The 23258-nt window shown below is 36.8% G+C and carries 24 protein-coding genes and 1 other annotated feature; of the genes, 15 read left to right on the top strand and 9 right to left on the bottom strand.

Features of this window, described 5'->3' with window-relative positions:
* The first annotated feature begins 112 nt into the window (after positions 1-112).
* The 3 genes from KFD70_RS24035 (at position 113) to ccpA (ending at position 4693) form a co-directional block, all read left to right on the top strand.
* Positions 113-1840, top strand: a complete 1728-nt coding sequence (locus KFD70_RS24035) for an ABC transporter ATP-binding protein (protein WP_336450411.1) — start codon at positions 113-115, stop codon at positions 1838-1840.
* 292 nt (positions 1841-2132) lie between these two features.
* Entirely contained in the window at positions 2133-3203 is a 1071-nt protein-coding gene (locus KFD70_RS24030; protein ID WP_336450410.1) for a bifunctional 3-deoxy-7-phosphoheptulonate synthase/chorismate mutase, read from the top strand.
* Between the two features lie 491 nt (positions 3204-3694).
* Entirely contained in the window at positions 3695-4693 is a 999-nt protein-coding gene (gene ccpA, locus KFD70_RS24025) for a catabolite control protein A (protein ID WP_336450409.1), read from the top strand.
* Between the two features lie 124 nt (positions 4694-4817).
* Here ccpA and dhp61 read toward each other — a convergent pair whose 3' ends face one another.
* A complete protein-coding gene (gene dhp61 / locus KFD70_RS24020) occupies positions 4818-5120 on the bottom strand; it encodes a protein Dhp61 (RefSeq protein WP_336450408.1) in 303 nt (100 codons plus the stop codon).
* 190 nt (positions 5121-5310) lie between these two features.
* Between dhp61 and KFD70_RS24015 the strand changes: the two genes are divergently transcribed.
* Complete coding sequence (locus KFD70_RS24015; protein WP_336450407.1) at positions 5311-5583, top strand: DUF3917 domain-containing protein; 273 nt, start codon at positions 5311-5313, stop codon at positions 5581-5583.
* A gap of 50 nt (positions 5584-5633) precedes the next feature.
* On the opposite strand, the gene mscL is transcribed toward KFD70_RS24015, so the two are convergent.
* The 3 genes from mscL to KFD70_RS24000 form a co-directional block, all read right to left on the bottom strand.
* Positions 5634-6032, bottom strand: coding sequence for a large conductance mechanosensitive channel protein MscL (gene mscL / locus KFD70_RS24010; RefSeq protein WP_336450406.1), 399 nt, complete (start codon positions 6030-6032; stop codon positions 5634-5636).
* Positions 6033-6188: 156 nt separating this feature from the next.
* Positions 6189-7115 carry a Gfo/Idh/MocA family protein gene (locus KFD70_RS24005; protein ID WP_336450405.1) on the bottom strand — a complete coding sequence of 309 codons (927 nt, stop codon included), beginning with the start codon at positions 7113-7115 and terminating at the stop codon, positions 6189-6191.
* Between the two features lie 126 nt (positions 7116-7241).
* A complete protein-coding gene (locus KFD70_RS24000; RefSeq protein ID WP_336450404.1) occupies positions 7242-7943 on the bottom strand; it encodes an ankyrin repeat domain-containing protein in 702 nt (233 codons plus the stop codon).
* 195 nt (positions 7944-8138) lie between these two features.
* Here KFD70_RS24000 and KFD70_RS23995 point away from each other — a divergent pair, with 195 nt between their 5' ends.
* From KFD70_RS23995 to KFD70_RS23985, 3 genes are all read left to right on the top strand, one after another.
* Complete coding sequence (locus KFD70_RS23995; RefSeq protein WP_336450403.1) at positions 8139-9596, top strand: sensor histidine kinase; 1458 nt, start codon at positions 8139-8141, stop codon at positions 9594-9596.
* Position 9597: 1 nt separating this feature from the next.
* Positions 9598-10287, top strand: a complete 690-nt coding sequence (locus KFD70_RS23990) for a response regulator transcription factor (protein ID WP_336450402.1) — start codon at positions 9598-9600, stop codon at positions 10285-10287.
* A gap of 247 nt (positions 10288-10534) precedes the next feature.
* Positions 10535-11620: a hypothetical protein gene (locus KFD70_RS23985; RefSeq protein ID WP_336450401.1), complete on the top strand. Its 1086-nt coding sequence runs from the start codon at positions 10535-10537 to the stop codon at positions 11618-11620.
* 29 nt (positions 11621-11649) lie between these two features.
* On the opposite strand, the gene KFD70_RS23980 is transcribed toward KFD70_RS23985, so the two are convergent.
* Genes KFD70_RS23980 through acuA form a run of 4 tightly spaced genes read right to left on the bottom strand, consistent with a single transcriptional unit; the run spans position 11650 to position 15018 of the window.
* Positions 11650-12507 carry an alpha/beta fold hydrolase gene (locus KFD70_RS23980; RefSeq protein ID WP_336450400.1) on the bottom strand — a complete coding sequence of 286 codons (858 nt, stop codon included), beginning with the start codon at positions 12505-12507 and terminating at the stop codon, positions 11650-11652.
* A 53-nt stretch (positions 12508-12560) separates the two neighbouring features.
* Positions 12561-13727 (bottom strand): acetoin utilization protein AcuC, encoded by a 1167-nt coding sequence (locus KFD70_RS23975; protein WP_336450399.1) that lies wholly within the window; start codon positions 13725-13727, stop codon positions 12561-12563.
* The gene (locus KFD70_RS23970) at positions 13724-14368 is read right to left on the bottom strand and encodes an acetoin utilization AcuB family protein (RefSeq protein ID WP_336450398.1); all 645 of its coding nucleotides are present in this window, start codon (positions 14366-14368) and stop codon (positions 13724-13726) included. Before KFD70_RS23970 ends, KFD70_RS23975 begins: the two co-directional genes overlap by 4 nt.
* 17 nt (positions 14369-14385) lie before the next feature.
* Complete coding sequence (gene acuA / locus KFD70_RS23965) at positions 14386-15018, bottom strand: acetoin utilization protein acetyltransferase AcuA (protein WP_336450397.1); 633 nt, start codon at positions 15016-15018, stop codon at positions 14386-14388.
* A gap of 177 nt (positions 15019-15195) precedes the next feature.
* On the opposite strand from acuA, the gene acsA reads away from it, so the two are divergent.
* From acsA to KFD70_RS23930, 7 genes are all read left to right on the top strand, one after another.
* The gene (gene acsA, locus KFD70_RS23960) at positions 15196-16914 is read left to right on the top strand and encodes an acetate--CoA ligase (RefSeq protein WP_336450396.1); all 1719 of its coding nucleotides are present in this window, start codon (positions 15196-15198) and stop codon (positions 16912-16914) included.
* Between the two features lie 100 nt (positions 16915-17014).
* Positions 17015-17572, top strand: coding sequence for a maltose acetyltransferase domain-containing protein (locus KFD70_RS23955; protein ID WP_336450395.1), 558 nt, complete (start codon positions 17015-17017; stop codon positions 17570-17572).
* Positions 17573-17639: 67 nt separating this feature from the next.
* Positions 17640-18095, top strand: a complete 456-nt coding sequence (locus KFD70_RS23950) for a hypothetical protein (protein ID WP_336450394.1) — start codon at positions 17640-17642, stop codon at positions 18093-18095.
* A complete protein-coding gene (locus KFD70_RS23945) occupies positions 18076-18609 on the top strand; it encodes an RNA polymerase sigma factor (RefSeq protein WP_336450393.1) in 534 nt (177 codons plus the stop codon). The genes KFD70_RS23950 and KFD70_RS23945 overlap by 20 nt, the downstream gene beginning before the upstream one ends.
* On the top strand, positions 18602-18847 hold the full coding sequence (locus KFD70_RS23940; RefSeq protein ID WP_336450392.1) for a hypothetical protein: 246 nt from the start codon (positions 18602-18604) through the stop codon (positions 18845-18847). Before KFD70_RS23945 ends, KFD70_RS23940 begins: the two co-directional genes overlap by 8 nt.
* Positions 18848-18924: 77 nt before the next feature.
* Positions 18925-19150, top strand: a binding site (T-box leader).
* Positions 19151-19217: 67 nt separating this feature from the next.
* The gene (tyrS, locus tag KFD70_RS23935) at positions 19218-20474 is read left to right on the top strand and encodes a tyrosine--tRNA ligase (protein WP_336450391.1); all 1257 of its coding nucleotides are present in this window, start codon (positions 19218-19220) and stop codon (positions 20472-20474) included.
* 358 nt (positions 20475-20832) lie between these two features.
* Positions 20833-20961: a transporter gene (locus tag KFD70_RS23930; protein WP_336450390.1), complete on the top strand. Its 129-nt coding sequence runs from the start codon at positions 20833-20835 to the stop codon at positions 20959-20961.
* 123 nt (positions 20962-21084) lie between these two features.
* Here the strand turns inward: KFD70_RS23930 and rpsD are convergent, their stop codons facing one another.
* Positions 21085-21687, bottom strand: coding sequence for a 30S ribosomal protein S4 (rpsD, locus tag KFD70_RS23925; protein WP_003201150.1), 603 nt, complete (start codon positions 21685-21687; stop codon positions 21085-21087).
* A gap of 351 nt (positions 21688-22038) precedes the next feature.
* Here rpsD and megL point away from each other — a divergent pair, with 351 nt between their 5' ends.
* On the top strand, positions 22039-23229 hold the full coding sequence (gene megL / locus KFD70_RS23920; protein ID WP_336450389.1) for a methionine gamma-lyase: 1191 nt from the start codon (positions 22039-22041) through the stop codon (positions 23227-23229).
* Positions 23230-23258: the final 29 nt, after the last annotated feature.

Raw genomic sequence — 23258 nt, 5'->3', positions numbered from 1 at the left:
TTTTTAAATAGTAAATTGAATTATTCCGATGTGTATAGTATATTTTATTTTAAGGGTTTTAAAAAGTCAATATTCAGATTATTTTAAATATATATAAAGGAAGGTTGGAGATTTGGAATCTATTTTGGAAGTTAGGAATTTACGTGTGTCTTTTCAGTCAAGGGATCAAGAATTTGAGGCTGTTCGAGGTGTGAATTTTGAGGTGAAAAAGGGAGAAACACTGGGAATTGTAGGCGAATCAGGAAGTGGGAAGAGTGTAACAGCTCGTTCTATTATGCGCCTTCTTCCACTAGCTACTTCTGATATAAAAGAAGGAGAAATCATCTTTCTAGGAGATAACCTTGCTTATAAAACGGAGAAGGAAATGGAAAGCATACGTGGTAAGGAAATTGGTATGATTTTTCAAGATCCGATGACGTCTCTTAATCCAACTATTCGAATTGGGAAACAAATATCCGAAACTTTGATGAAACATCAAGGTTTATCTAAAAAAGAGGCTAAGGAACAAGCAATTGAAATGCTTGAACTTGTAGGTATTAGAAGCAGTGAAATACGTTATAATCAATATCCACATGAGTTTTCTGGAGGGATGCGGCAACGTGTTATGATTGCGATGGCACTTGCTTGTCGTCCTACTTTATTAATTGCTGATGAACCGACTACAGCACTTGATGTAACGATTCAAGCGCAAATTTTGAATGTAATGAGAGATATTCAAGAGCGTTTTGGAATTTCAATTATATTGATTACACATGATTTAGGAGTTGTTGCTAGTATGTGTGATCGAGTCGCTGTAATGAAAGATGGAGAGATTGTAGAGACTGGAACGACAGAAGAAATTTTTGAAAGTGCCAAGCATCCGTATACATTAAAGCTCCTCCATGCATTGCCGCGTTTACATGAAAAAAAGAAAACGAAATTTGTACATAGTAAGCCTCTCGATAAACCTTTAGTTGAAGTGAAATCGTTAAAACAATATTTTGATTTAGGAAAAGGGAACGTTTTAAAAGCAGTAGATGATATTAGCTTTCAAATTTGGGAGGGTGAGACCTTGGGATTTGTAGGAGAGTCTGGATCGGGAAAGTCCACGACAGGACGTGCGATATTACGTCTTCATGAACCAACAGCTGGAGATGTATTATACCAAGGAATGGCCGTGAATCGTTTTTCAAAGAGTGAAATGAAAATGATGCGTCGGCATATGCAGATGATTTTTCAAGATCCTTATGCATCTCTGAATCCTCGTTTTAAAGTTATTGATATTATCGGCGAGGTATTGGATGTGCATCGATTGAGTGGGAGTAAAAAAGAAAGGACAAGAAGAGTTGAAGAATTGCTTGATATGGTCGGACTTGATCCTGCATATACAATGCGTTATCCACATGAGTTCTCTGGTGGACAGCGTCAACGTATTGGAATTGCACGTGCGCTTGCGGTAGAACCGAAGTTCATTGTATGCGATGAACCACTTTCTGCACTTGATGTATCTATCCAATCTCAAATTGTAAAGTTGTTAGAGGAACTGCAGAATCGATTAGGGTTGACGTATTTATTTATTGCGCACGATCTTTCAATGGTGAAGCACATTAGTGATCGAGTGGCTGTGATGTATGCTGGGAAAATTGTGGAGATTGCTGAAAGCGAAGAGCTTTATACGAATCCACAACATGAGTATACGAAATCTTTGCTATCTGCAATACCAATTCCGGATCCTAAAATTGAATCGAAGAAAAAAAGAGTGATAATAGAAGAAACAAATGAAGAGGATAAATATTCTTTACGGAAATCCAAGCTTGTAGAGGTGTCTGAAGAGCATTGGGTCGCCCTGCCAATGGAATAAACGAATGGAATTTCAATTTTAAATAGTAATAGAGGCTATGCGCTTCACTTCATTTTTATTAATGTGTAAAGTATCAATGACTTTTAGCTTTTTAGGAGTTATAGAGTTTTAACTGGATGGCTATGGATATTTTTGCTGTTATTGAGTTAAAACTGCATAGTCTTCCTTTTTTTTGAGTTTTTTGAAGCTGAGTATATCATGTGACAACCTGACATCTATCGGATATAATAAATTATCTTAACCATGATAATAAGGTGATTTTGATATATAACTTGAAAGAGGTGGCTTTCTTATGGCATCACAAGAATTAGATCGTTTACGTTCTCAAATCGATCAAATGAACCTGCAAATTTTAGAACTACTAAATGAAAGAGGTCGTCTTGTTCAAGAGGTCGGTAAATTAAAAGAAGTGCAAGGTGTAAAACGATTTGATCCTGTACGTGAAAGAAGTATGCTTGATTTAATTGCTGAGAAGAATGATGGACCGTTTGAAACATCGACTCTTCAACATATTTTTAAACAAATTTTCCAAACAAGCCTAGAGTTACAAGAAGATGATCATCGTAAGGCACTTCTTGTTTCTCGTAAGAAGAAACCAGAGGATACAATTGTTGATATAAAAGGTGAAAAAATTGGTGATGGCAATCCTCACTTTATTATGGGACCATGTGCGGTAGAAAGTTATGAGCAAGTGCGCCAAGTGGCAGAAGCGATGAAAGAACAAGGTTTAAAACTGATGCGCGGCGGTGCGTTTAAACCTCGTACATCACCTTATGATTTCCAAGGTCTTGGCTTAGAAGGCTTGAAGATATTACGCCAAGTGGCAGATGAGTATGATTTAGCGGTTATTAGTGAAATTTTAAATCCGAATGATATTGAAATGGCATTAGATTATGTTGATGTGATTCAAATTGGCGCTCGTAATATGCAAAACTTCGAACTCTTGAAAGCGGCTGGATCGGTGAAAAAACCAGTATTATTAAAACGTGGTTTATCAGCAACGATTGAAGAGTTTATCTATGCAGCGGAATATATTATTGCACAAGGTAACGGGGATATTATTTTATGTGAGCGTGGCATCCGGACTTATGAAAAGGCAACGCGTAATACGCTAGATATTTCCGCTGTGCCGATCTTGAAGAAAGAGACACATTTACCTGTTGTAGTCGATGTAACGCACTCTACAGGACGACGTGACCTCTTATTACCGGCTGCAAAAGCAGCGATGGCAATCGGCGCTGACGCGGTTATGGCTGAAGTACATCCAGATCCGGCTGTTGCGTTATCAGATTCAGCACAACAGATGGATATTCCAGAATTCAATGAGTTTATGAAAGAACTAAAAACATTTCGCGGTAGATAGTTATATATCCAACTTGATTTTCCAACATATAAATCCATTTTGATTTTCAAGCACCTAAGTCGTGGTTATGAAGACAAAAGAAGATCTCCACTCGCTTTCTCCTTTTGTTCTCACTTGGCATGGGGCTAAAAAAGGCACTGACCGCTTCTATGCATGGCCGGATGCTCTCTCCCATTTAAAAAGAATGGTTTGATGTTCGTTTTTTAATTTGGATGTATATAGAATGGATTTTAAAGTCTATGCGACACTTGTTGCATAGACTTTTTCGCGGAAATTGTCCTTTTTTACATAAAAAATACGAAAATAGGAGAAAAGAAGCGAATTTTTTCGAAACTTTTGCGGGAAAATATTGTATGAGCCTGCATTTTTATCGTATCATTAGTAAAAGGACTCGGGAGTGACATCTTCAAGTAGAGTTGATGTCTTTTTTTCATTTAAGTGAACCGATACATAAAGATAGATAACATAATATAGAAGGAGTGTGCGAAGAGATGAACGTAACAATCTATGATGTAGCGCGCGAAGCGAACGTTTCAATGGCAACCGTATCACGTGTTGTAAACGGTAATCCAAATGTAAAGCCTACAACAAGAAAGAAAGTATTAGAAGCAATTGATCGATTAGGGTACCGCCCGAATGCGGTAGCACGTGGACTAGCAAGTAAAAAGACAACAACAGTAGGTGTTATTATTCCAGATATCTCTAATACATTTTATGCAGAACTTGCACGTGGAATCGAAGATATCGCAACAATGTACAAATATAACATCATTTTAAGTAACTCTGACCAAAATAGAGAAAAAGAGTTCCACTTATTAAATACAATGCTTGGTAAACAAGTGGACGGTATTGTATTCATGGGTGAAGATATTACAGATACGCATGTAGAAGAGTTTAAAAAGTCTCCAGTACCAATCGTGTTAGCAGCATCATTTGATGAGGAGAATGAAACATCATCAGTAAATATTGATTATACACAAGCAGCTTATGATGCAATGAAATATTTCTTAGAACAAGAACATAAGCGTATTGGCTTCGTATCAGGTCCTTACATTGACAAAGCGGGAAGTGCAAAGAAATTACAAGGTTATAAAAAAGCTTTAGAAGAAGCTGGTATCGCTTATGATGAAAATCTTGTAATTGACGGAGATTACACATACGATTCAGGTTTAGAAGCATTTGAGAAGCTTTGGGAACTTGATGAAAAACCAACAGCAATCTTTGTTTCTTCAGATGAAATGGCACTAGGCGTTATCCACGCGGCACAAGATGCTGGATTAAATGTACCAGAAGACGTAGAAGTACTTGGATTTGACAACACGCGCCTTGCATTAATGGTACGTCCACAGCTTTCCACAGTTGTACAACCAATGTATGACATCGGTGCAGTAGCAATGCGCCTATTAACAAAATATATGAACAAAGAAAAAGTAGAAGATCATACAGTTATCTTACCTCACCGTATCCAATTTAGAGATTCAACGAAGTAAGAATAGAAAAAACTCACAGGGGATCCTGTGAGTTTTTTATTTTGTTCCAATGATTTTGTTATTTTCAATGACGTTTTCTATTTCTCTAAGTAACGGATTCGTTTTGCTGTGTAAATGTATGCTCTTAATTATTTTCGATAAACGCCCATAGTTCCTCTGTATTACGCAGATTATTATCTATACACATTTGCGCCGTTATTTTGAATCCTGTTAACAAATCATCAATTTGTAAAGTGTGATACTTTTCTATATCACCGTTTACTGTTGTTTTGTCTCTCTTTAAATCAAGTGATACACTTAATAATACTTTATTCGTTTTTATATCAATCACTTCAATATAAAAGAATTTGTTTTCTAAATCGATTGTAATATAATCAAACTTTTCTACTTGTTCTAATACGGCATAACTAGTGTAGTCATCTTTCAATAGTAATCCCTCCATATATTTCAGATCAATTCGTATTTACAATGGGGTCATGATATATGAAAATTCGATACTTATTTCGGTACTCCTTGTTCATAACTTTTCTCTACCATCTTTTGTTTGAATGTAAATTTCCCTATAACTACACAATGTCATGTATAATAGAAAGAAAAGGCTTGTGAGGGGGGAAGAGATGATCATTCTTTGGATAATTACGCTTTGTATGACTGCTTTTTTTGCATATATGACGTTAAAACAAAATGGCTTAAAGCGCTTTGTTCCAGGAAGTATTCTTGCAGGAATTGCCCTTATCACGTATATAGCTTCTATTTTTATTGAAAGTATTTCAGTAGATGTAAGCACAAGCTTCGTATTTGTTGCGATTACATTATTTGCAGGTTCTATTATGGTGTTAATGGTTGCCGGTATTATTTTGTTCATTCATATGAATTCGGAAACATTATAAGATAGAAAGAAAGGCATGTCCCATGAGGGGCATGCCTTTTGTCCGTTCAATTATGCGTTGTCTTTTGAAGTATTTTGTTGCTTCAATAGGTCGCGAATTTCACCAAGAAGTACTTCTTCTTTTGTTGGTTCTTGAATTTCTTCTTTCTTTTCTTCTTCTTTTTTGAATGTTAGCTTGTTGAAGACTTTAATAAATGCAAAGATAGCACCTGCGATGATTAAGAAGTCAAAGATAGTTTGAATGAAGTTACCATACATAATAGCTGTTTTACCAAACGTAATTTTTAAGCCTGTAAAATCGATACCACCCATTAACATACCGATTAATGGTGTGATAATATCTTTTACTAAAGAACTTACGATTTTTCCGAAAGCAGCTCCGATTACAACCCCGATAGCTAAATCAATAACATTTCCTTTTAGGGCGAACTTTTTAAACTCATTCCACATTTATGATTCCCATCCTTTCCACGATTCAGTATAAAATTTATAATTCCTATCAACATATTCTATATAAGTTCGGGACAGAAATAAAGGGAAAATGGGAATGAAAGTAAATTCTGAAAAATGTATCCGTTTTATTACGTGAAATCTAAATTCTGCTATTTATTTTCTTTTAATGGGGTATAGCAATGATTGTAATAGTTGCTGTGATTTTAGTCCTTCTACTCCATCAATAAGAGGCTTTGTATCCCCTTGTACACAATGTATGAAATGATGCACAGCATCTTCAAACCCGCGCTGTTTTAATGTTGTTTCCCATGATGGCGAACCACTTTGTGTAACTTGGTTATCTTGTTCAATCTCTAATGTATTCATATTTTTCACACGAATAATTTTCCCTGTTGTCACAAGTTCGATTTGTTCTAGATTTGTGCCAGCATGGCGATGCATAGCTGTAGAGAGTAATGTGTTATTTGAACTTGTATATGTATGATGGCCATAAAGGAGTTCATTTTTTTCGTTAGTTTGTATCATATTATGAACAACATGAAGATCACCATCTGCTAACCAGCGTGCTGTATCGACGATGTGTAAATAATCATCAAGCATTGTAAAATCATATGTGTATGGACCAACTTTGTTTGTTCGGTGTTTTTCAATACGAATCCATGAAATATCATTAGCTTGTTCTTTTGCAGCAACATACATTGGAACGAAGCGGCGATTGAAGCCAACCATAAGTTTTCGGTTATACTTTTCACTCAGCTCTACTAATTTTTCAGCTTGTTCAATTGTAGCAGCTAACGGTTTATCTACATAAACATCGATTCCTTTTTGAAGAAGCTCAGAAACAATTTCGTAATGAGTTGCAGTGGAACTATGGACAAACATTGCGTCGCATTCTGAAGAGAGATTTTGTAAGCTGGTGAAGTCTGGAATACGATATTGCTCACAAATTTGCTTGCGTTTTGCAGCATTCGGTGTAAACGCTCCCACAAATGTCCAATCTGTTTCTTTTGTAAGTGTTGGGAGATACGCCTTTTGTGCGATGCCTCCTAGTCCTATCATACCAATTCGAGGTTTGTTCATGTATTTTCCCCCCCTGTTATAAATATCTAGGTTGTCTAGCTGTATAGCTATGTTTGACGGAATAACTGTAGCATAGTGTGAGGAGAAAGGCAAAAATTAAGATTTAAATATACCCGAAGTACATTCTTACTTATAAACGTTCGATTCTTGTGCACCAGCTTGTAATAAAATTTCTTCAATTTCTTTAAACTTGTGAGCACGTGCGTGTTGCAGTGGAGTAACTCCATCATGATCTGAAATATTTACATCTGCGCCATGTTCAATTAATAAGCGTATTACTTGTTGCTGTTCTTTACTACCATCACTCAATACGATCGCTTCCATTAAAGCTGTCCAGCCAAGATTATTAACATGATTTACATCAATATTTGTTCGAGTCAAAAGTTCTTTTATCACTTCGATATACCCATGCTCTGCTGCCGGAATGAGAGCCGTTCCTCCATAACGATTTGTAAGTGTTGGATCGGCCCCGGTATCAATTGTTAGTTTTAGAATTTCCAAATAACCTTCAGCGCCAGCATATAAGAATGGGTTATTCTTCATCCCGTCTCGGATGTTGACATCAGCCCCGGCATCAATCAGTATTTTTGCGGTTTTTACATCATTTCCATAGGTAGCAATCATAACAGGAGTGCGGCCCTTACTATCTGTTACATTTGTATTTACTCCTTGCTGAACCAATGATAGAACGGTAGCTGTCTCTCTTTGTTCTACAGCCGTAAGTAGTTGTTTCTCCATGTTTTTTATCTCCTTTTTAGGTTCTTGATTTTGTGTGCAACCTTGCAAAAAGAATAAACAACATATCATATTTAATGTTCTTTTTAGCATTGAATTTCACCACCTTCTTCTCAGGAAATGTAAGAATCGTCTTAGAATACAGGTGCTTCCCTTTATACTGTAAAGTATAAATATTAATTTTTTATAAACTGTGTCTAAAATAAATATAAAATCGCTTGAGTATTCGGAAATATCTTCTTATGCTTATGAATAATAAGGAAGGTTCGTAAAGTGAGGAATGGAGTTATGTCTATTAAAACAAGGTTTTTATTATCTTATATTGCTGTGATTTTTGTTTCAATTACTCTGTTATTGGTTACGGGTTTTTTAATTGTTTTTTCTATAACAGGGAATTTAGAATCAGTGAAAAATTTTTATAAGAGTTCTTATATTCAAAAGCCACTGACACCAGAGGAGGAAAATGCTTTTCTTGAATTGAAGGTAGCAGCTAAGCAGAACCAATCGCAACTATTGGATGAAGCAATGATGCCGCTCTTAGAGAAAAAAGGTGTGAAAATAGTTGTAAGAAAAGGAGATGCAATTTCATATGCATCAAAAGCAATTGAAAGTTCAAATTTGAAAGGAGCTCTCCCTAAATTTGAATCAACGAATATTAATAGCCGCGGTACGACGGAACTAAATGATACATTTTATCGCTATGTAAAGTTTGATTTTTATTTTCCTCATCATGAGGAAGGAAGTATATTCGTATTAAATAAGCAAAGCTCATATGTAGATTTAACGCAAAAGTTATTTCCTATTTTATTTATATCGTTATTGCTTTTAGCCGTTTTTATCATTGGATTATTAAGTTACTTTGTTTCAAGAAGTGTGATAAAACCTATTCTAATCTTGAAAGATGCGACTGGGAGAATTAAAGACGGAGATTTGCAATTTCAAATTCCGGTTACGTCTCATGATGAAATTGGGCAGTTAAATCAAGCTTTTGAAGAGATGAGGCAGAAATTAAAAGAATCAATTGAAGTGCAGGCGCAATATGAAGAAAATCGAAAAGAACTCATTTCGAATATCTCTCATGATTTAAAAACACCAATTACATCTATTATTGGTTATGTAGAAGGGATAAAAGATGGAGTTGCAAATACACCGGAGAAAATGGATAGATATTTAACAACAATTTATACAAAGGCAAGACATATGGATACACTCATTGATGAGCTATTTTTATTTTCGAAATTAGATTTGAATCGGGTGCCGTTTCGATTTGAAACGATAGAATTGTATACGTTTATGGAAGATATAGTAGAAGAAATACAGATGGATTTAAGTAAAGATGGAATCCATTTATCCTTGCAATCACTTCGTAAATCGCCATTATATGTAACTGCTGATCGTGAGAAAGTTAAGAGAGTTATATCGAATTTAATTCATAATAGTGTGAAGTACATGGATAAACCACAGAAAGAAATTACAGTTACATTACTAGAGGAAGCGGATATGGTAATCGTGAGAGTGACAGATAATGGATCTGGTATAGCGTCTGATACACTTCCTTATATTTTTGAACGTTTTTACCGTGCTGAACAATCACGTAATTCTAGTACAGGTGGAAGTGGTCTTGGCTTAGCTATCGCAAAGCAGATTGTTGAAGAGCACGGCGGAAAGATTTGGGCGGAAAGTGAATTAGGGGAAAGCACAAGTATTTTCTTTTCATTGAAAAAAGTACAGGAATGTGGTGAGTAAATTGAAGCGAGTGTTATTAATTGAAGATGAAGTAAGTATTGCAGAATTACAGCGGGATTATTTAGAGATTCATGATTTTCAAGTTGATGTACAACATTCAGGAGAAACAGGACTGCACTGCGCTTTACAGAAACAATACGATTTAATTATTTTAGATATCATGCTTCCAAAAATAAATGGATTTGAAATTTGTAAACAAATACGTGCAGTGAAAGATATTCCGATTTTACTTGTCTCAGCCAAAAAAGAAGATATCGATAAAATTCGTGGACTTGGACTCGGGGCTGATGATTATATTACGAAGCCGTTCAGTCCAAGTGAATTAGTCGCAAGGGTAAAAGCACATATCGCTCGTTATGAACGATTATCTGGAAATATAATTAAGCAGCGAGATACGTTATATATCCATGGGATTTCTATTGATCAACGTGCTAGAAAAGTATTCATAAACAATGAAGAAATTGCTTTTACAACAAAAGAATTTGATCTGTTAACATTTTTTGTGATGAATCCGAATCAAGTGTTAAGCAAGGAACAATTATTTGAACGTATTTGGGGATTAGATTCAGCTGGAGATTTAGCTACAGTTGTTGTTCATGTGCGAAAGCTACGTGAGAAAATTGAAAGAGACCCTGCCCATCCGCAATATATTGAAACGGTGTGGGGAGCTGGATATCGTTTTAATGTGTAGCGAACCTGTCAAAGTGTTGACAGGTTTTTTTATGTTTAAGAGTAGTAAAATCCACAAAATTAAAAAATATATTACCTTTATTTTATCTTTATTTAAGAATTTATTTATTGGCAATTTATACTTGCCATTTACTATAGGTATCACAGAAAGAAAATGAACAGATAAAGTGATTTGAGGAAACTGTTATCTGTTATGTATTAGATGATTGAATCTGAAAGAAAAATAATTATTTGGAGGTTTGATGAGGATGAAAAAAATAAAATTTTTAGTACCAGCGATGATTGGATTTACAGTAATGGTAACAGGTTGTGTGCAAGGGGAAACAAAAGCAGAAGCAAAGCAGGAGACAAAACAAGAAGCGAAAAAAGAAAAGAAGCAGCAAAAAGCACAGATTACAAAATTACAGTCATTAAACGCAATGACATTACAACTAACATTTTCTAAAACTTTATCAGAAGAAGAGGTAAAGCCAGAAAATTTAGAGGCGATTAAGAAAAATTTTGTATTTGATAATGGCTTAGAAATTGTGAATGTACCACGATTGAAAACGGGAGCTACAAGTACATATATTGTACCTGTTACAGTTCAAAAACCAGGAACAAAATATAAAGTAAGTTATAAAGGTGGAAAAAAAGAAAAATTTGAGGCAAGTACGGAAAAAATTAATGTTCGTCAAGCAAAACAAGTGACGAATGATACGTTTCAAATTGAATCCTTTTTAGAAGATGGTGTGACAGATTATGCAAATATTATTGAAGCGTATAAAGCAGGGCGAGGAAATCAAGCGTTTCAATTAGATGAAGAAAATAAAGATAAAGAGGGAAAACAATATCAAATTATTTCTTCCTTACGTGATCGAAAGCTAACGATTACATCAAGTGGAGGGGAACAAATTGTAGCAGGGTATGTTCCATTTACACAAGCGGCAGATGGCAGACAAGCACCGAAGTTTCGACTACCTGCTGGTCAAACATTACAACCAGGTATGACGTATACAATAACTTCTGATTGGGCAACAGTTAAAAATCCAACTTTTACTGCAGAAACAATTGCTCCACTTGTACTTCAAAGTGCAGAAGCGATAGATAATAAATCAATTCAAATCACGTTAGAGAACGATCCAAATATGGAACTATTTGCTGGACGAAAAGTAGAATTACAAGGTGAAGATGGAAAGAAACTAGAAGCACAATATCGTTTTACTTCTCGAAAAGGAGCAGTAGGAATCTTTGATTTACAAAATGGTGCTACATTGGAGTCAGGTAAGAAATATACGGTTGTACCGATGAACGGCTGGGCAACTGCAAATCAGGTTACGTTTGTAGCGAAATAAAGAAGAGATTTACAAAAGCAGCAAGTGATTTAGTACTTGCTGCTTTTATTTTGTAATGATTTATAGAAAGTTTCAAGGATAGACGCAAAACGACTGCTTTCTTCTAAAAAAGGATAATGGTTGCTGTACTCAAATGGAATAAAGATAGAGTTAGGTATACCTTTGTGTATCTCTATTGAATATTCCAATGGGCACTGAACGTCGTGTTTCCCGCAAATAATTAATGTTTTTACTGCGATAGATGAAAGTTGGTGTCTTAAATCAAATTGTGGGTACTCTTTAGCAAAAGCATTCATCCGACTTGCTGCCATTGTTTTATAAATAGGTTTTGAAAAATATATTTCATAGTGTTCGGGCTCATATAAAGATAATTTTGTTCGTTTGGTTGATAATACACTTCGCTCTTCAGTTGTAAGATGTGGGAGTTTTAATTCTTCGATGATGTCTTGCATATATTGAAATTGTGGATGGTCAGGGTGGTAAATAGAATTGGGTGTTTCTGTATAGTTACTAGCAGCAGTACCGACAACAACTAAGGATTGCAAGGAATCAGGATAGGTAATAGCGTATAGAATTCCAAGCATACCACCTGTAGAATGTCCGGCGAAATGCCAGGTTGAAAGGTGTAGTGATTCTTTGATTGCTTCTAAATCTTCAACTGTTTCGCTCATGCTTAATTCATTTTCTTTTGTAGCTTTTGCAGAATGACCAGCGTCTCTTAAATTAATAAGAAATACTTGATGAGTAGAAGTAAAGCTTTCAGCAAAATAATCACCGGATTTGTTAAATTCGGAGTAATGATGTGTAACGCATAGTGGTTCACCACTGCCTTTTATAAAAATTTCAAAAATACCGCGTTTTGTATGTAAGAGCTGTTGTTTCCACATGATTATTCACCTCCATAAAATAAGAATAGGAGAAAACCCCCTATTCTTATCATTTAATATAAAGCTTTTTTTGTATTATTCCGAATAATTTCAAGGCATTTTGCCACTGTTAACGCATTTTTTTCTTCAATTTCTGGTTTTCTAGGGATGGGGTTATACATGTTGTTAGGATCTTCCCATGTAAGAGGGAGATCGATAGGTGCTTGTCCTTTCCAAGCTTCAATCCATTCTGGAGGGAGATAACCTGAGATGTTTTGGATGTCGTTCATTTCAAGCCAAATGAGTGCCCATGCTCTTGGTACGACGCGCCATATGTCGTAGCCGCCACCGCCAACGGCAATCCAGCGTCCATCGCAGTATTCATTAGCGATTTCATGTGCAAGTTTTGGAATTTCACGATAAATTTGCATCGTTGCACAAAGGTGAGTAAGAGGGTCGTAATAATGTGCATCGGCACCGTTTTGCGTTAAAATGATATCCGGTTTAAAGTAAGCTGCTACTTCTTTTACAACTGTGCGATACGATTGTAAAAAAGATCCATCTTCTGTAAACGCATCGAGTGGCACGTTAAAAGAATAACTATAGCCACCGCCTTGACCACGCTCATTTACAGCACCGGTTCCAGGGAATAAATAGCGCCCAGTTTCATGTAGGGAGATCGTGCAGACGTTAGGGTCATCATAAAAAGACCATTGTACACCATCGCCGTGATGAGCATCTGTATCGATATATAAAACGCGCAGTCCATATTTTTTCTGCATATATTTTATAGCAATCGAGCTATCGTTATAAATGCAAAAGCCAGATGCTTTGCCCCGGAATCCGTGGTGCAGTCCACCGCCTAAATTTAATGCGTGCTTTACTTTACCTGACAGGACAGCATCTACAGCTGTTAATGTACCACCAACAAGCAACGCACTCGCTTCATGCATATTTGGAAACATCGGTGTATCTTCTGTTCCAAGGCCGTATGACATAGCGATTGATTGTTCTAATTTTCCTTCTCCAGCACGTTTTACCGCATTTATGTATTCCTCCGTATGAATGAAAGCAATTTCCTCATCCGTCGCCATTCGCGGTGGAATGACTTGAGATGGATGAATGAATCCACTCTTTACTAATAAATCATAGGTGAGTGTTACGCGAAGCTGATTAAAAGGGTGTTCAGGGCTAAAGGAATAGCCCTGAAAATCATCTGAATAGATGAAGGCGCTCTTCATGCCTGCATCCCCATAATATTTGGCCATAAAACATGATAGCCTTTTTTCTCTAACGCTTCAATCACTCTTAGTGGATTCATCGTTTGAATACGGAAAACGAGTACTTTCTCATTCTCATCTTTTGCTGGATAGACAAGAACGCTTACAATATTAATGTGTAATTCACTAAAAATAGCAACTACTTTTCCTAGAATACCAGGTTCATTTTTTACTTGAATTTCAATTTGTGAACTTGGCTGATGGGCACCTGTTAGTTTCACGAGTGTATGCAATACTGTGGATTCCGATATAATTCCAACAAGTTTCCCGCCTTTTGTAACAGGAAGACAACCAATTTTATTTTCAAAAAATAGTGTTGCAATTTCCTCAACAAAATCAAGCGGATGGCATGTCATTACAGGTTGTTTCATAATTAATTGAATTGGCTGCTTAAGCATATCCAGTGACACTTCTTCATCGAGAATAGATGGACTTGCATCACGTACGTCACGGTCAGAAATAATACCGACTACGTTGTTGTTATGACCAACAATTGGAATGTGACGAATGCCTTTTGTACGTATTGTACGGATTGCGGTTTCAATTGTGTCATCTGGACGCAGCGTGATCACGTCATGATTCATAATTTCTTCTACAATCACTTTATATGCCCCCCTTCTTAATACATAAAACGATTTTGAAAGCGTAAACGGTCAAATGCTTGGATGGAGTTTGTATCAACGCGTTTACCAATGCGAACCATTAAGCAGTTAGCGGGATGAGAACAAATTTCTGGATCATCCGTTGCCATCCATTCTAATCCACCAGCATTCATCATCTTTTCCATCACTTTGCGGTATTCCCAAACATTCAAACCAGTTTGTTTTAAATCCCAGTGCCAATAATATTCAGTCGTTAATATAATATAATCTTCCATATGGTCATCCATCATAGAAACTTCTAATAGATTTTTTCCAACTGAGCATCCACGGAACGCTGGGATAACTTCAATTGCCCCGAGTTCAATTAAATTCTCCATCTTTCCTTCTGACCATCTTTCTAGCGGATCGGGATATAAGTATGTAACATATCCTACAATTGTTTGGTCTTGTCTCGCAATAATGAGACGAGCTTCGGGTAACTTAGAAATTTCGACAATTGCTTTATATTGTTGATCAGCAGGGCGAAATGCAACTAAGTCTGGGTGAAATTCATACATTTCGAGATTATGTGTAGATACTGGGCCTTCAATGATTAAAGTACTTCTTGCCGTTTTTAAATTTCGTGCATTATATATTTTTTTATGAATCAATGTTTTGCTCACCACCTTGAGGGTTTGTGAATCTACAAACTATCGTACTTTATAATATATGCGATGTGAATCGAATTTTGTCAGTAAAAATTTGTCTAAAAATCAACAAATATACTGAAAATTTTAAATAATATTATTATAATAGATAATAGAATACATAGGAGGGGGATGTAAAGTATGAAAGTGGAAACGCTTCCTGTCATTAAAGGAGAAAATAATTTGTTGAACTATGAAGAAACATATGCGGGTTTTAACTGGGAAGAGGTGAATAAAAACTTTTCTTGGTATGAAACTGGTCGAGTAAATATGGCATATGAAGCAATTGATAAACATGCGAAATCTGATCGGAAGAATAAAGTAGCGCTTTATTATCAAGATGGATCGCGTAAAGAGAAATATACATTTAAAGAAATGAAGGAATTCTCCAATAAAGCGGGAAATGTCCTAAAAAACTATGGTGATGTCGAAAAAGGAGATCGCGTTTTTATTTTCATGCCGCGTTCACCAGAATTATATTTCGCACTCCTTGGTGCGGTGAAATTAGGTGCGATTGTGGGTCCTCTATTTGAAGCATTTATGGAAGGCGCGGTACGCGATCGCTTAGAAGATAGCGAAGCAAAGGTGTTAATTACAACACCTGAATTGCTAGAGCGTGTACCATTAAATGATTTACCAGCATTAAAAACAGTCTTTCTTGTTGGAGAGAATGTAGAAGAGGGCGGAAAGCTTGTCGCATTTAATCCATTATTTGAACAAGCTTCTAATAAGCTGCAAATTGAATGGTTAGATCGTGAAGATGGATTAATCCTTCATTATACGTCAGGCTCTACTGGGAAACCAAAAGGTGTCCTTCATGCACAAAATGCGATGGTGCAACACTATCAAACGGCAAAATGGGTGCTTGATTTAAAAGAAGACGATGTATATTGGTGCACAGCTGATCCAGGCTGGGTAACAGGAACAGCTTACGGTATTTTTGCACCGTGGTTAGTAGGTGGATCAAATGTCGTTTTAGGAGGACGTTTTAGTCCAGAGGCATGGTACGAAGCATTGCAAGATTACGGTGTAACAGTTTGGTATAGTGCACCAACAGCATTTCGTATGCTGATGGGAGCGGGCGAAGGAGCGATTAAGAAGTACGACTTATCAGCACTCCGTCACGTACTAAGTGTTGGGGAACCGTTAAACCCAGAAGTCATTCGCTGGGGAATGAATGCATTCGGTCTTCGCATTCATGATACATGGTGGATGACAGAAACAGGAGGACAAGTGATCTGTAACTATCCTTGTATGGAAATTCGCCCAGGATCAATGGGAAAACCAATTCCAGGTGTGAAGGCGGCAATTGTTGATAATGAAGGAAATGAAGTGCCGCCATATACAATGGGTAATTTAGCGATTGCTAAGGGATGGCCAGCGATGATGCGTGCAGTTTGGAATAACCCACAAAAATATGAGTCTTACTTCATGCCAGGCGATTGGTATGTATCAGGTGACTCTGCATATATGGATGAAGATGGATACTTCTGGTTCCAAGGGCGTATTGATGATGTAATCATGACGTCTGGTGAGCGCGTTGGACCATTTGAAGTAGAAAGTAAATTAATTGAACACGCTGCAGTAGCAGAAGCGGGTGTAATTGGTATTCCAGACCCAGTACGCGGTGAAATTATTAAAGCGTTTATTGCACTGCGCGCGGGATATGAAGCATCTGATGAATTAAAAGAAGATATCCGTCAATTTGTGAAAAAGGGCCTTGCAGCTCATGCGGCGCCAAGACAAATTGAATTCCGAGATAAATTACCGAAAACGAGAAGTGGTAAAATTATGCGCCGCGTGTTAAAAGCATGGGAGCTAAACTTACCGACAGGCGATTTATCAACAATGGAAGATTAAAAAAGAAAGGTCTGAACTAAGTATACGTTCAGACCTTTCTTTTTTGTGTTATCATAGGGAATAGCTAACTTATATATATGAGTTTGAAGGGGAGAATAAAATGAAAACAGAAAAAGAAAAGATGATTCAGGGAGAAATGTACATACCTGCTGATCCAGTATTAGTACAAGGGAGGGAGCAGGCTCGCATATTAACAAGAAAGTTAAATGAAACGCCAGAAACAAAATATGAAGAACGTAGCAGAGTCGTAAAAGAACTATTTGGAACGACAGGAGATAATATTCATATTGAATCTTCTTTCAAATGTGATTACGGCTATAACATTCATGTCGGAGAAAACTTTTACGCAAATTTTGATTGCGTGATTTTAGATGTATGTCCTGTAACAATCGGTAAGAACTGTATGCTAGCTCCAGGGGTTCACATTTATACGGCAACACACCCGCTTGATCCAATGGAACGTATCAGTGGCAAAGAATTTGGGAAGCCAGTAACAATTGGGAATAACGTTTGGATAGGTGGGAGAGCAATTATTAATCCCGGTGTTACAATTGGAGATAATGCAGTTGTTGCTTCTGGGGCAGTTGTAACGAAAGATGTGCCTGATAATGTAGTAGTTGGTGGAAATCCTGCGAAGATAATTAAAAAAATAAAATAATATTTGAACGAAGCGCCTTCCCCGTCTGTATACATTTATGAAAGAATAGATGGAGGAGGCGTTTTATATGTCTAATAAATGGATTCTTATGTTTGCTTCACTTGGAATTATAGTTGTATTTTCTTGTGGTATGTTATTGCCTATGGCAATTGGATTTAAAGTTTCAATGATTACAGCTGGAGTTATAATGATTGTTATGTTTTCAATTATTATTCCATTTGATAGAAAATATATTGTACGGAAAAAGGGAAACAAAATCGATTTTACAAAAACAAAAGTGTATTTTCGATGGAATGTATTTGATACAATTTCTGTCTGTCTTGCAGTGTATGCATGCATATGTGTACAAGTATTAAACATTTTAGTTTCAAGTGGATCTACAATTCAAAACCCTTATGTTCAATTTTTTACGAATCAATCACAAGTATGGATTATTGTAGCAAGTGGATATTTAATTTCCCGCATTTCATTAACGTTAAAAGGAATAAAGGAGATCAAAAAACATGGCGCAGATTGGGATTGAGGAGGAGCTCATGCTTGCGTATCAAAATGGAGATAGGCAAGCGGGAGAAAAACTATATGTTTTAATGAAACCAGCGCTATATACATTTTTGTATCGCTTTAACCGAGATGAACAATTAAGTATAGACCTCGTGCAAGATACGTTTTTGACGTTGGAACGTAAGAAGCATATGTATGAAATCGAAAAAGGAAAAATTAAAACGTATTTATTTCAAATTGGCTACCGTCTTATGATTAATAAATTGAATAGAAGAAAGAAGTGGAGTTCTCTTTTACCATTTTTAGTGCCGATTCAGGAAAAGGAGTTTTCACAAGAAGACCGGCTCACGGTAAGAGAAGCAATTTTGAAAGTTCCTGAAGAGCAGCGAGCTGTCCTTATTCTTTCTTATTATCATGATATGCCGCAAAAAGAAATTGCAGAGGTTTTAGATATTCCTGTAGGGACAGTGAAATCGAGACTTCACAATGGTATAAAGAAATTGAAACAATTGCTGGAGGTGGATGAAATTGAGTGAAAATCCCTTTAAGAATGAATATAAATTAAAGCAACATTTAGATAGTGATCATGTAGAAGTACCGGATTTTCCACAAACGATAAGTCGCTTTGATCGATTACTTGGATTCCTTGCCTCTCCAGCGAAAGATCCTGTAGAAGCAACAATCGGAAATGATTTATCAATTGTTTTTCATATTTCGTTATTAGTTGGTATACCAATTTTCTCTCTTATTACGATATTCATTGCGACGTTGTAAAGGATTGGTAGGGAGAGAAATTCCACCTCTATTTGACACGCCCATACAAATAATGATATAAAGAAAAGTATATAAATAATTGAGCGTGGAAAGGGAGAAGTAGTGATCATTTCCCTGTTTTAGAGAGCTGATGGTCGGTGGAAATCAGCACATAGATGATCGCGAATTACGCCCCTAGAGCATCTTTTTTCGATTGAATTGTATTCAAAAGGGAAAAGACGGTGCTGAGCCGTTATGTGAATGAGGTGGCAGGCTTTTGCTTGCAACTAGGGTGGTAACGCGATGATCAAAATCGTCCCTTATTTGAGGGACGATTTTTTTATGTTTTCACATTTCACGCACGATAAATTTAAAGGAGAGTATGTAGGATATGGGTATTTTACAAGATCTTGAATTTCGCGGACTAATTAATCAGCAAACAGATGCTGAAGGTTTAGAACAATTATTAGAAAAAGAAAGTGTAAAACTATACTGTGGTTTTGACCCAACAGCAGACAGCTTACACATCGGTCATATGCTACCAGTATTAATGTTACGTCGCTTCCAATTAGCTGGTCATCAACCGATTGCACTTGTTGGTGGTGGTACAGGAATGATTGGCGACCCAAGTGGTAAAAAAGCAGAGCGTACATTAAATACAAAAGATACAGTTGCTTACTACACAGAAAGTATTAAAAATCAGCTTTCAAACTTCTTAGAGTTTGAAAATGTAGAAAACCCAGCAACGATGGCAAATAACTATGACTGGCTTGGAAACTTAGATGTGATTACATTCTTACGCGACATCGGTAAAAACTTCGGTTTAAACTATATGTTAGCAAAAGATACAGTAGCATCTCGTTTAGAGACGGGTATTTCATTTACTGAATTTAGTTACATGATTTTACAATCATACGATTTCTTAAACTTATACCAACAACATGGTTGCCGCTTGCAAATTGGTGGTAGTGACCAATGGGGTAACATTACAGCAGGTCTTGAATTAATTCGTAAATCAGAAGAAGATGCGAAAGCATTCGGTTTAACAATTCCACTTGTTACAAAATCTGATGGTACGAAGTTTGGTAAAACAGAAGGCGGTGCAATTTGGTTAGACCCAGAAAAAACAACGCCTTACGAGTTCTACCAGTTCTGGATCAACACAGATGACCGCGATGTTGTAAAATACTTAAAATACTTCACATTCTTATCTCATGAAGAAATTCTTGAGCTAGAAAAACAAGTAGCTGAAGCACCGGAAAAACGTGCAGCGCAAAAAGCATTAGCTTCTGAAATGACAAAACTTGTCCACGGCGAAGAGGCATTAGAGCAAGCAATTAAAATTTCTGCAGCATTATTTAGCGGTTCTGTAGCTGATCTAACTGCAAGTGAAATTGAACAAGGTTTCAAAGACGTACCATCTGTAGAACGCAGTGCAGAAGATACAGGATTAATCGACTTACTTGTGGAAAGCAAAATTTCACCATCAAAACGTCAAGCTCGTGAGGATGTAACAAATGGTGCGATTTATGTAAATGGTGAGCGTACACAAGCACTAGACTATGTTGTAACAGAAAATGACCGCATTGAAGGTAAATTTACAATTATCCGCCGTGGTAAGAAGAAATATTTCTTAATTCGTTACTAATTAAAAAAAGCTTTGAGGAGAAGGACTCCTCAAAGCTTTTTTTAGCGTGCTGAGAAACAGGACCTAGCAGACTGCTGTTTTTGTCATTATTTGTCGGAGTGCCGATATCCTTTGTCGAAACGTTGATATATTCAAAAAATCGCCGATATATTTCAAGAAATAGTCGATATATTCCAACTTCCGCCGATAAAATTTCATTTACTATTTTCCCATCAACCTACATCATCATTAATTCTTCTTTTTCAACAATCTTAAAGCTTTTTTGTTTTAATCTTCTTTTCATGTTCATACGAAAATCACATGTAAGCGTTATAATGAATGTATATAATACATTGGACGAAAGGAGTGGTAAAACAAAATGTCACTAGAAGCGCTCATCATCTTTTCTTTGCTAAATGCGAGTCAGCTTGCAGAGAATACGAAAGGTGATATACATACAAATCCAAAAGATGCTTATGTATATGTGGAAAAACAAGAAGATAAATAATTTTTTTATATATAAGAGAAGGTTAAAAAGGATGATAAGGATAGCTGCTGGCTTTCTTTATCATCCTTTTTTTAGTACTATAAGAACGAAAAAAGCCAATCCAAAAGGATTGGCTTTTCGTCATTAACGAGAGTAGAACTCTACGATTAATGCTTCGTTGATTTCAGCAGCTAATTCAGCGCGCTCTGGTAAGCGAGTGAAAGTAGCTTCTAATTTATCAGCATCGAAAGTTAAGTATTCTGGTACGAAGTTGTTAACTTCGATCGCTTCTTTAACAACAACAAGGTTGTTAGATTTTTCGCGAACGCTGATAGTTTGACCAGGTTTTACGCGGTAAGATGGGATGTCTACGCGAGCGCCATCTACCATGATGTGGCCGTGGTTTACTAATTGGCGAGCTGCACGACGAGTGCGAGCTAAGCCCATGCGGTAAACTAGGTTGTCAAGACGAGCTTCAAGAAGGATCATGAAGTTTTCGCCGTGTTTACCTGGCATTTTACCTGCTTGGTCAAATGTGCGACGGAATTGACGCTCAGTCATGCCGTACATGTGACGAAGTTTTTGTTTCTCTTGTAATTGTAAACCGTATTCTGAAAGTTTCTTACGTTGGTTCGGACCGTGAGGACCTGGTGCGTAAGGGCGTTTTTCTAATTCTTTACCTGTGCCGCTTAGAGAGATTCCAAGACGACGAGACAGTTTCCAAGCTGGACCTGTATAACGAGCCATAGTTGACTCCTCCTTTAGTGTTTTTATTTTCGTAAAATAAAAACAGACGTAATCGACATTTATGCGCATTTTGTTTTCATGTACCTTCGCTCCAGCAGCAGGGAGTTACGAGATACACCTCAAAATGGAGGAACAAAATACAAACAATAAACTCACATTACAAGGCTGCCTTTTTATTTTACACAAACGCTATTATATCTTTTTGCTGGAATTTCGTCAAGCGAGTTTCCATTTTGTTTTATACATGTAAAGTTTGGAAATTGCAAGAAGGAATTCGAAACAGTATGAAAGAAAGGATAGCAACAGAGAGAAAACGCTTACATATTATAGAAGTATAAGGGGGATGTTTGTATGAAAAAGAAACAGATAGAAACAGCACTTATTCATCACGGGTATGATTCTAAAATGCACAAAGGGAGTTTAACACCACCGCTATTTCAAACTTCAACGTATACATTTGAAACAGCGCAGCAAGGCGAAGCAAGTTTCGCTGGGCAGGATCCATCTTACATTTATTCAAGACTTGGAAATCCGACTGTGGAATTGTTTGAGGAGCGTATGGCTGTTTTAGAAGGAGGAGAATCGGCGCTAGCGTTCGGTTCTGGAATGGCAGCGATCTCGGCGACACTTCTCGCATTTTTACGTGCTGGAGATCATATTATTTGCTCGAATGGTTTGTATGGATGTACGTACGGTTTTTTAGAAGTACTAGAGGAGAAATTTATGATTACACATTCATTATGTGATATGGAAACAGAAGAAGAGATTCAGGAAAAAATTCGTCCGAATACAAAATTGATATTTGTTGAAACGCCAATTAATCCGACAATGAAGCTCATCGATTTAGAAAAGGTTATCAAAGTGGCAAAACAAAATGAACTGCTTGTCATTGTCGATAATACATTTTGCTCACCTTATTTACAAACGCCTCTTACACTCGGGTGTGATGTTGTTCTCCATAGTGCGACAAAATATATTGGTGGGCATGGAGACGTTGTTGCGGGTGTGACGATTTGTAAAACGAAGGAGCTAGCTGAACAAATTCGTCCGATTCGAAAAGATATTGGCGGAATTATGGCGCCTTTTGATGCATGGCTCTTGCTTCGTGGTTTAAAGACGTTAGCTGTAAGAATGGATCGGCACTGTGATAATGCAGAAAAAGTGGTAGAGTTTTTGAAACATCACGAAAGTATTGAATCGGTATGGTATCCAGAAGGAGAAATCGCATCTTCCCAAATGAAGCGCGGGGGTGGCGTGATTTCATTTACGATTAAAGGTGGAAAAGAAGAAGCGCAGGCATTTATGAATGAGTTGAATTTTATTACAATTGCGGTGAGCCTTGGAGATACAGAGACGTTAGTGCAGCATCCAGCAACGATGACACATGCTGTTATTCCGGCAGAGGTTCGCCATGAAATGGGTATTTCTGATAATTTAATACGCCTGTCTGTTGGATTGGAAGCGTGGGAGGATATTGCCCTAGATTTAGCGCATGCACTGCAAAAGCTATCGAATACATTTTCTCATGTGAACGGAGAATAAAGTGAAACTTTAATCAGTGGTTTTTTTTT

This window comes from Bacillus pfraonensis, assembly GCF_050768835.1.
Taxonomy (GTDB): Bacteria; Bacillota; Bacilli; order Bacillales; family Bacillaceae_G; genus Bacillus_A; species Bacillus_A pfraonensis.
Note: the sequence above shows the minus strand (reverse complement) of the source record. Positions and strands in the feature narration are given on the sequence as shown.

What these genes read in the sequence shown, in the direction of transcription:
- KFD70_RS24030 (WP_336450410.1), top strand. Translation starts at nt 2,133, where the DNA reads ATGGCATCACAAGAATTAGATCGTTTACGTTCTCAAATCGATCAAATG.
- ccpA (WP_336450409.1), top strand. Translation starts at nt 3,695, where the DNA reads ATGAACGTAACAATCTATGATGTAGCGCGCGAAGCGAACGTTTCAATG.
- KFD70_RS24015 (WP_336450407.1), top strand. Translation starts at nt 5,311, where the DNA reads ATGATCATTCTTTGGATAATTACGCTTTGTATGACTGCTTTTTTTGCA.
- mscL (WP_336450406.1), bottom strand. Translation starts at nt 6,032, where the DNA reads ATGTGGAATGAGTTTAAAAAGTTCGCCCTAAAAGGAAATGTTATTGAT.
- KFD70_RS24005 (WP_336450405.1), bottom strand. Translation starts at nt 7,115, where the DNA reads ATGAACAAACCTCGAATTGGTATGATAGGACTAGGAGGCATCGCACAA.
- KFD70_RS24000 (WP_336450404.1), bottom strand. Translation starts at nt 7,943, where the DNA reads ATGCTAAAAAGAACATTAAATATGATATGTTGTTTATTCTTTTTGCAA.
- KFD70_RS23995 (WP_336450403.1), top strand. Translation starts at nt 8,139, where the DNA reads ATGTCTATTAAAACAAGGTTTTTATTATCTTATATTGCTGTGATTTTT.
- KFD70_RS23985 (WP_336450401.1), top strand. Translation starts at nt 10,535, where the DNA reads ATGAAAAAAATAAAATTTTTAGTACCAGCGATGATTGGATTTACAGTA.
- KFD70_RS23980 (WP_336450400.1), bottom strand. Translation starts at nt 12,507, where the DNA reads ATGTGGAAACAACAGCTCTTACATACAAAACGCGGTATTTTTGAAATT.
- KFD70_RS23975 (WP_336450399.1), bottom strand. Translation starts at nt 13,727, where the DNA reads ATGAAGAGCGCCTTCATCTATTCAGATGATTTTCAGGGCTATTCCTTT.
- acsA (WP_336450396.1), top strand. Translation starts at nt 15,196, where the DNA reads ATGAAAGTGGAAACGCTTCCTGTCATTAAAGGAGAAAATAATTTGTTG.
- KFD70_RS23955 (WP_336450395.1), top strand. Translation starts at nt 17,015, where the DNA reads ATGAAAACAGAAAAAGAAAAGATGATTCAGGGAGAAATGTACATACCT.
- KFD70_RS23950 (WP_336450394.1), top strand. Translation starts at nt 17,640, where the DNA reads ATGTCTAATAAATGGATTCTTATGTTTGCTTCACTTGGAATTATAGTT.
- KFD70_RS23945 (WP_336450393.1), top strand. Translation starts at nt 18,076, where the DNA reads ATGGCGCAGATTGGGATTGAGGAGGAGCTCATGCTTGCGTATCAAAAT.
- tyrS (WP_336450391.1), top strand. Translation starts at nt 19,218, where the DNA reads ATGGGTATTTTACAAGATCTTGAATTTCGCGGACTAATTAATCAGCAA.
- KFD70_RS23930 (WP_336450390.1), top strand. Translation starts at nt 20,833, where the DNA reads ATGTCACTAGAAGCGCTCATCATCTTTTCTTTGCTAAATGCGAGTCAG.
- rpsD (WP_003201150.1), bottom strand. Translation starts at nt 21,687, where the DNA reads ATGGCTCGTTATACAGGTCCAGCTTGGAAACTGTCTCGTCGTCTTGGA.
- megL (WP_336450389.1), top strand. Translation starts at nt 22,039, where the DNA reads ATGAAAAAGAAACAGATAGAAACAGCACTTATTCATCACGGGTATGAT.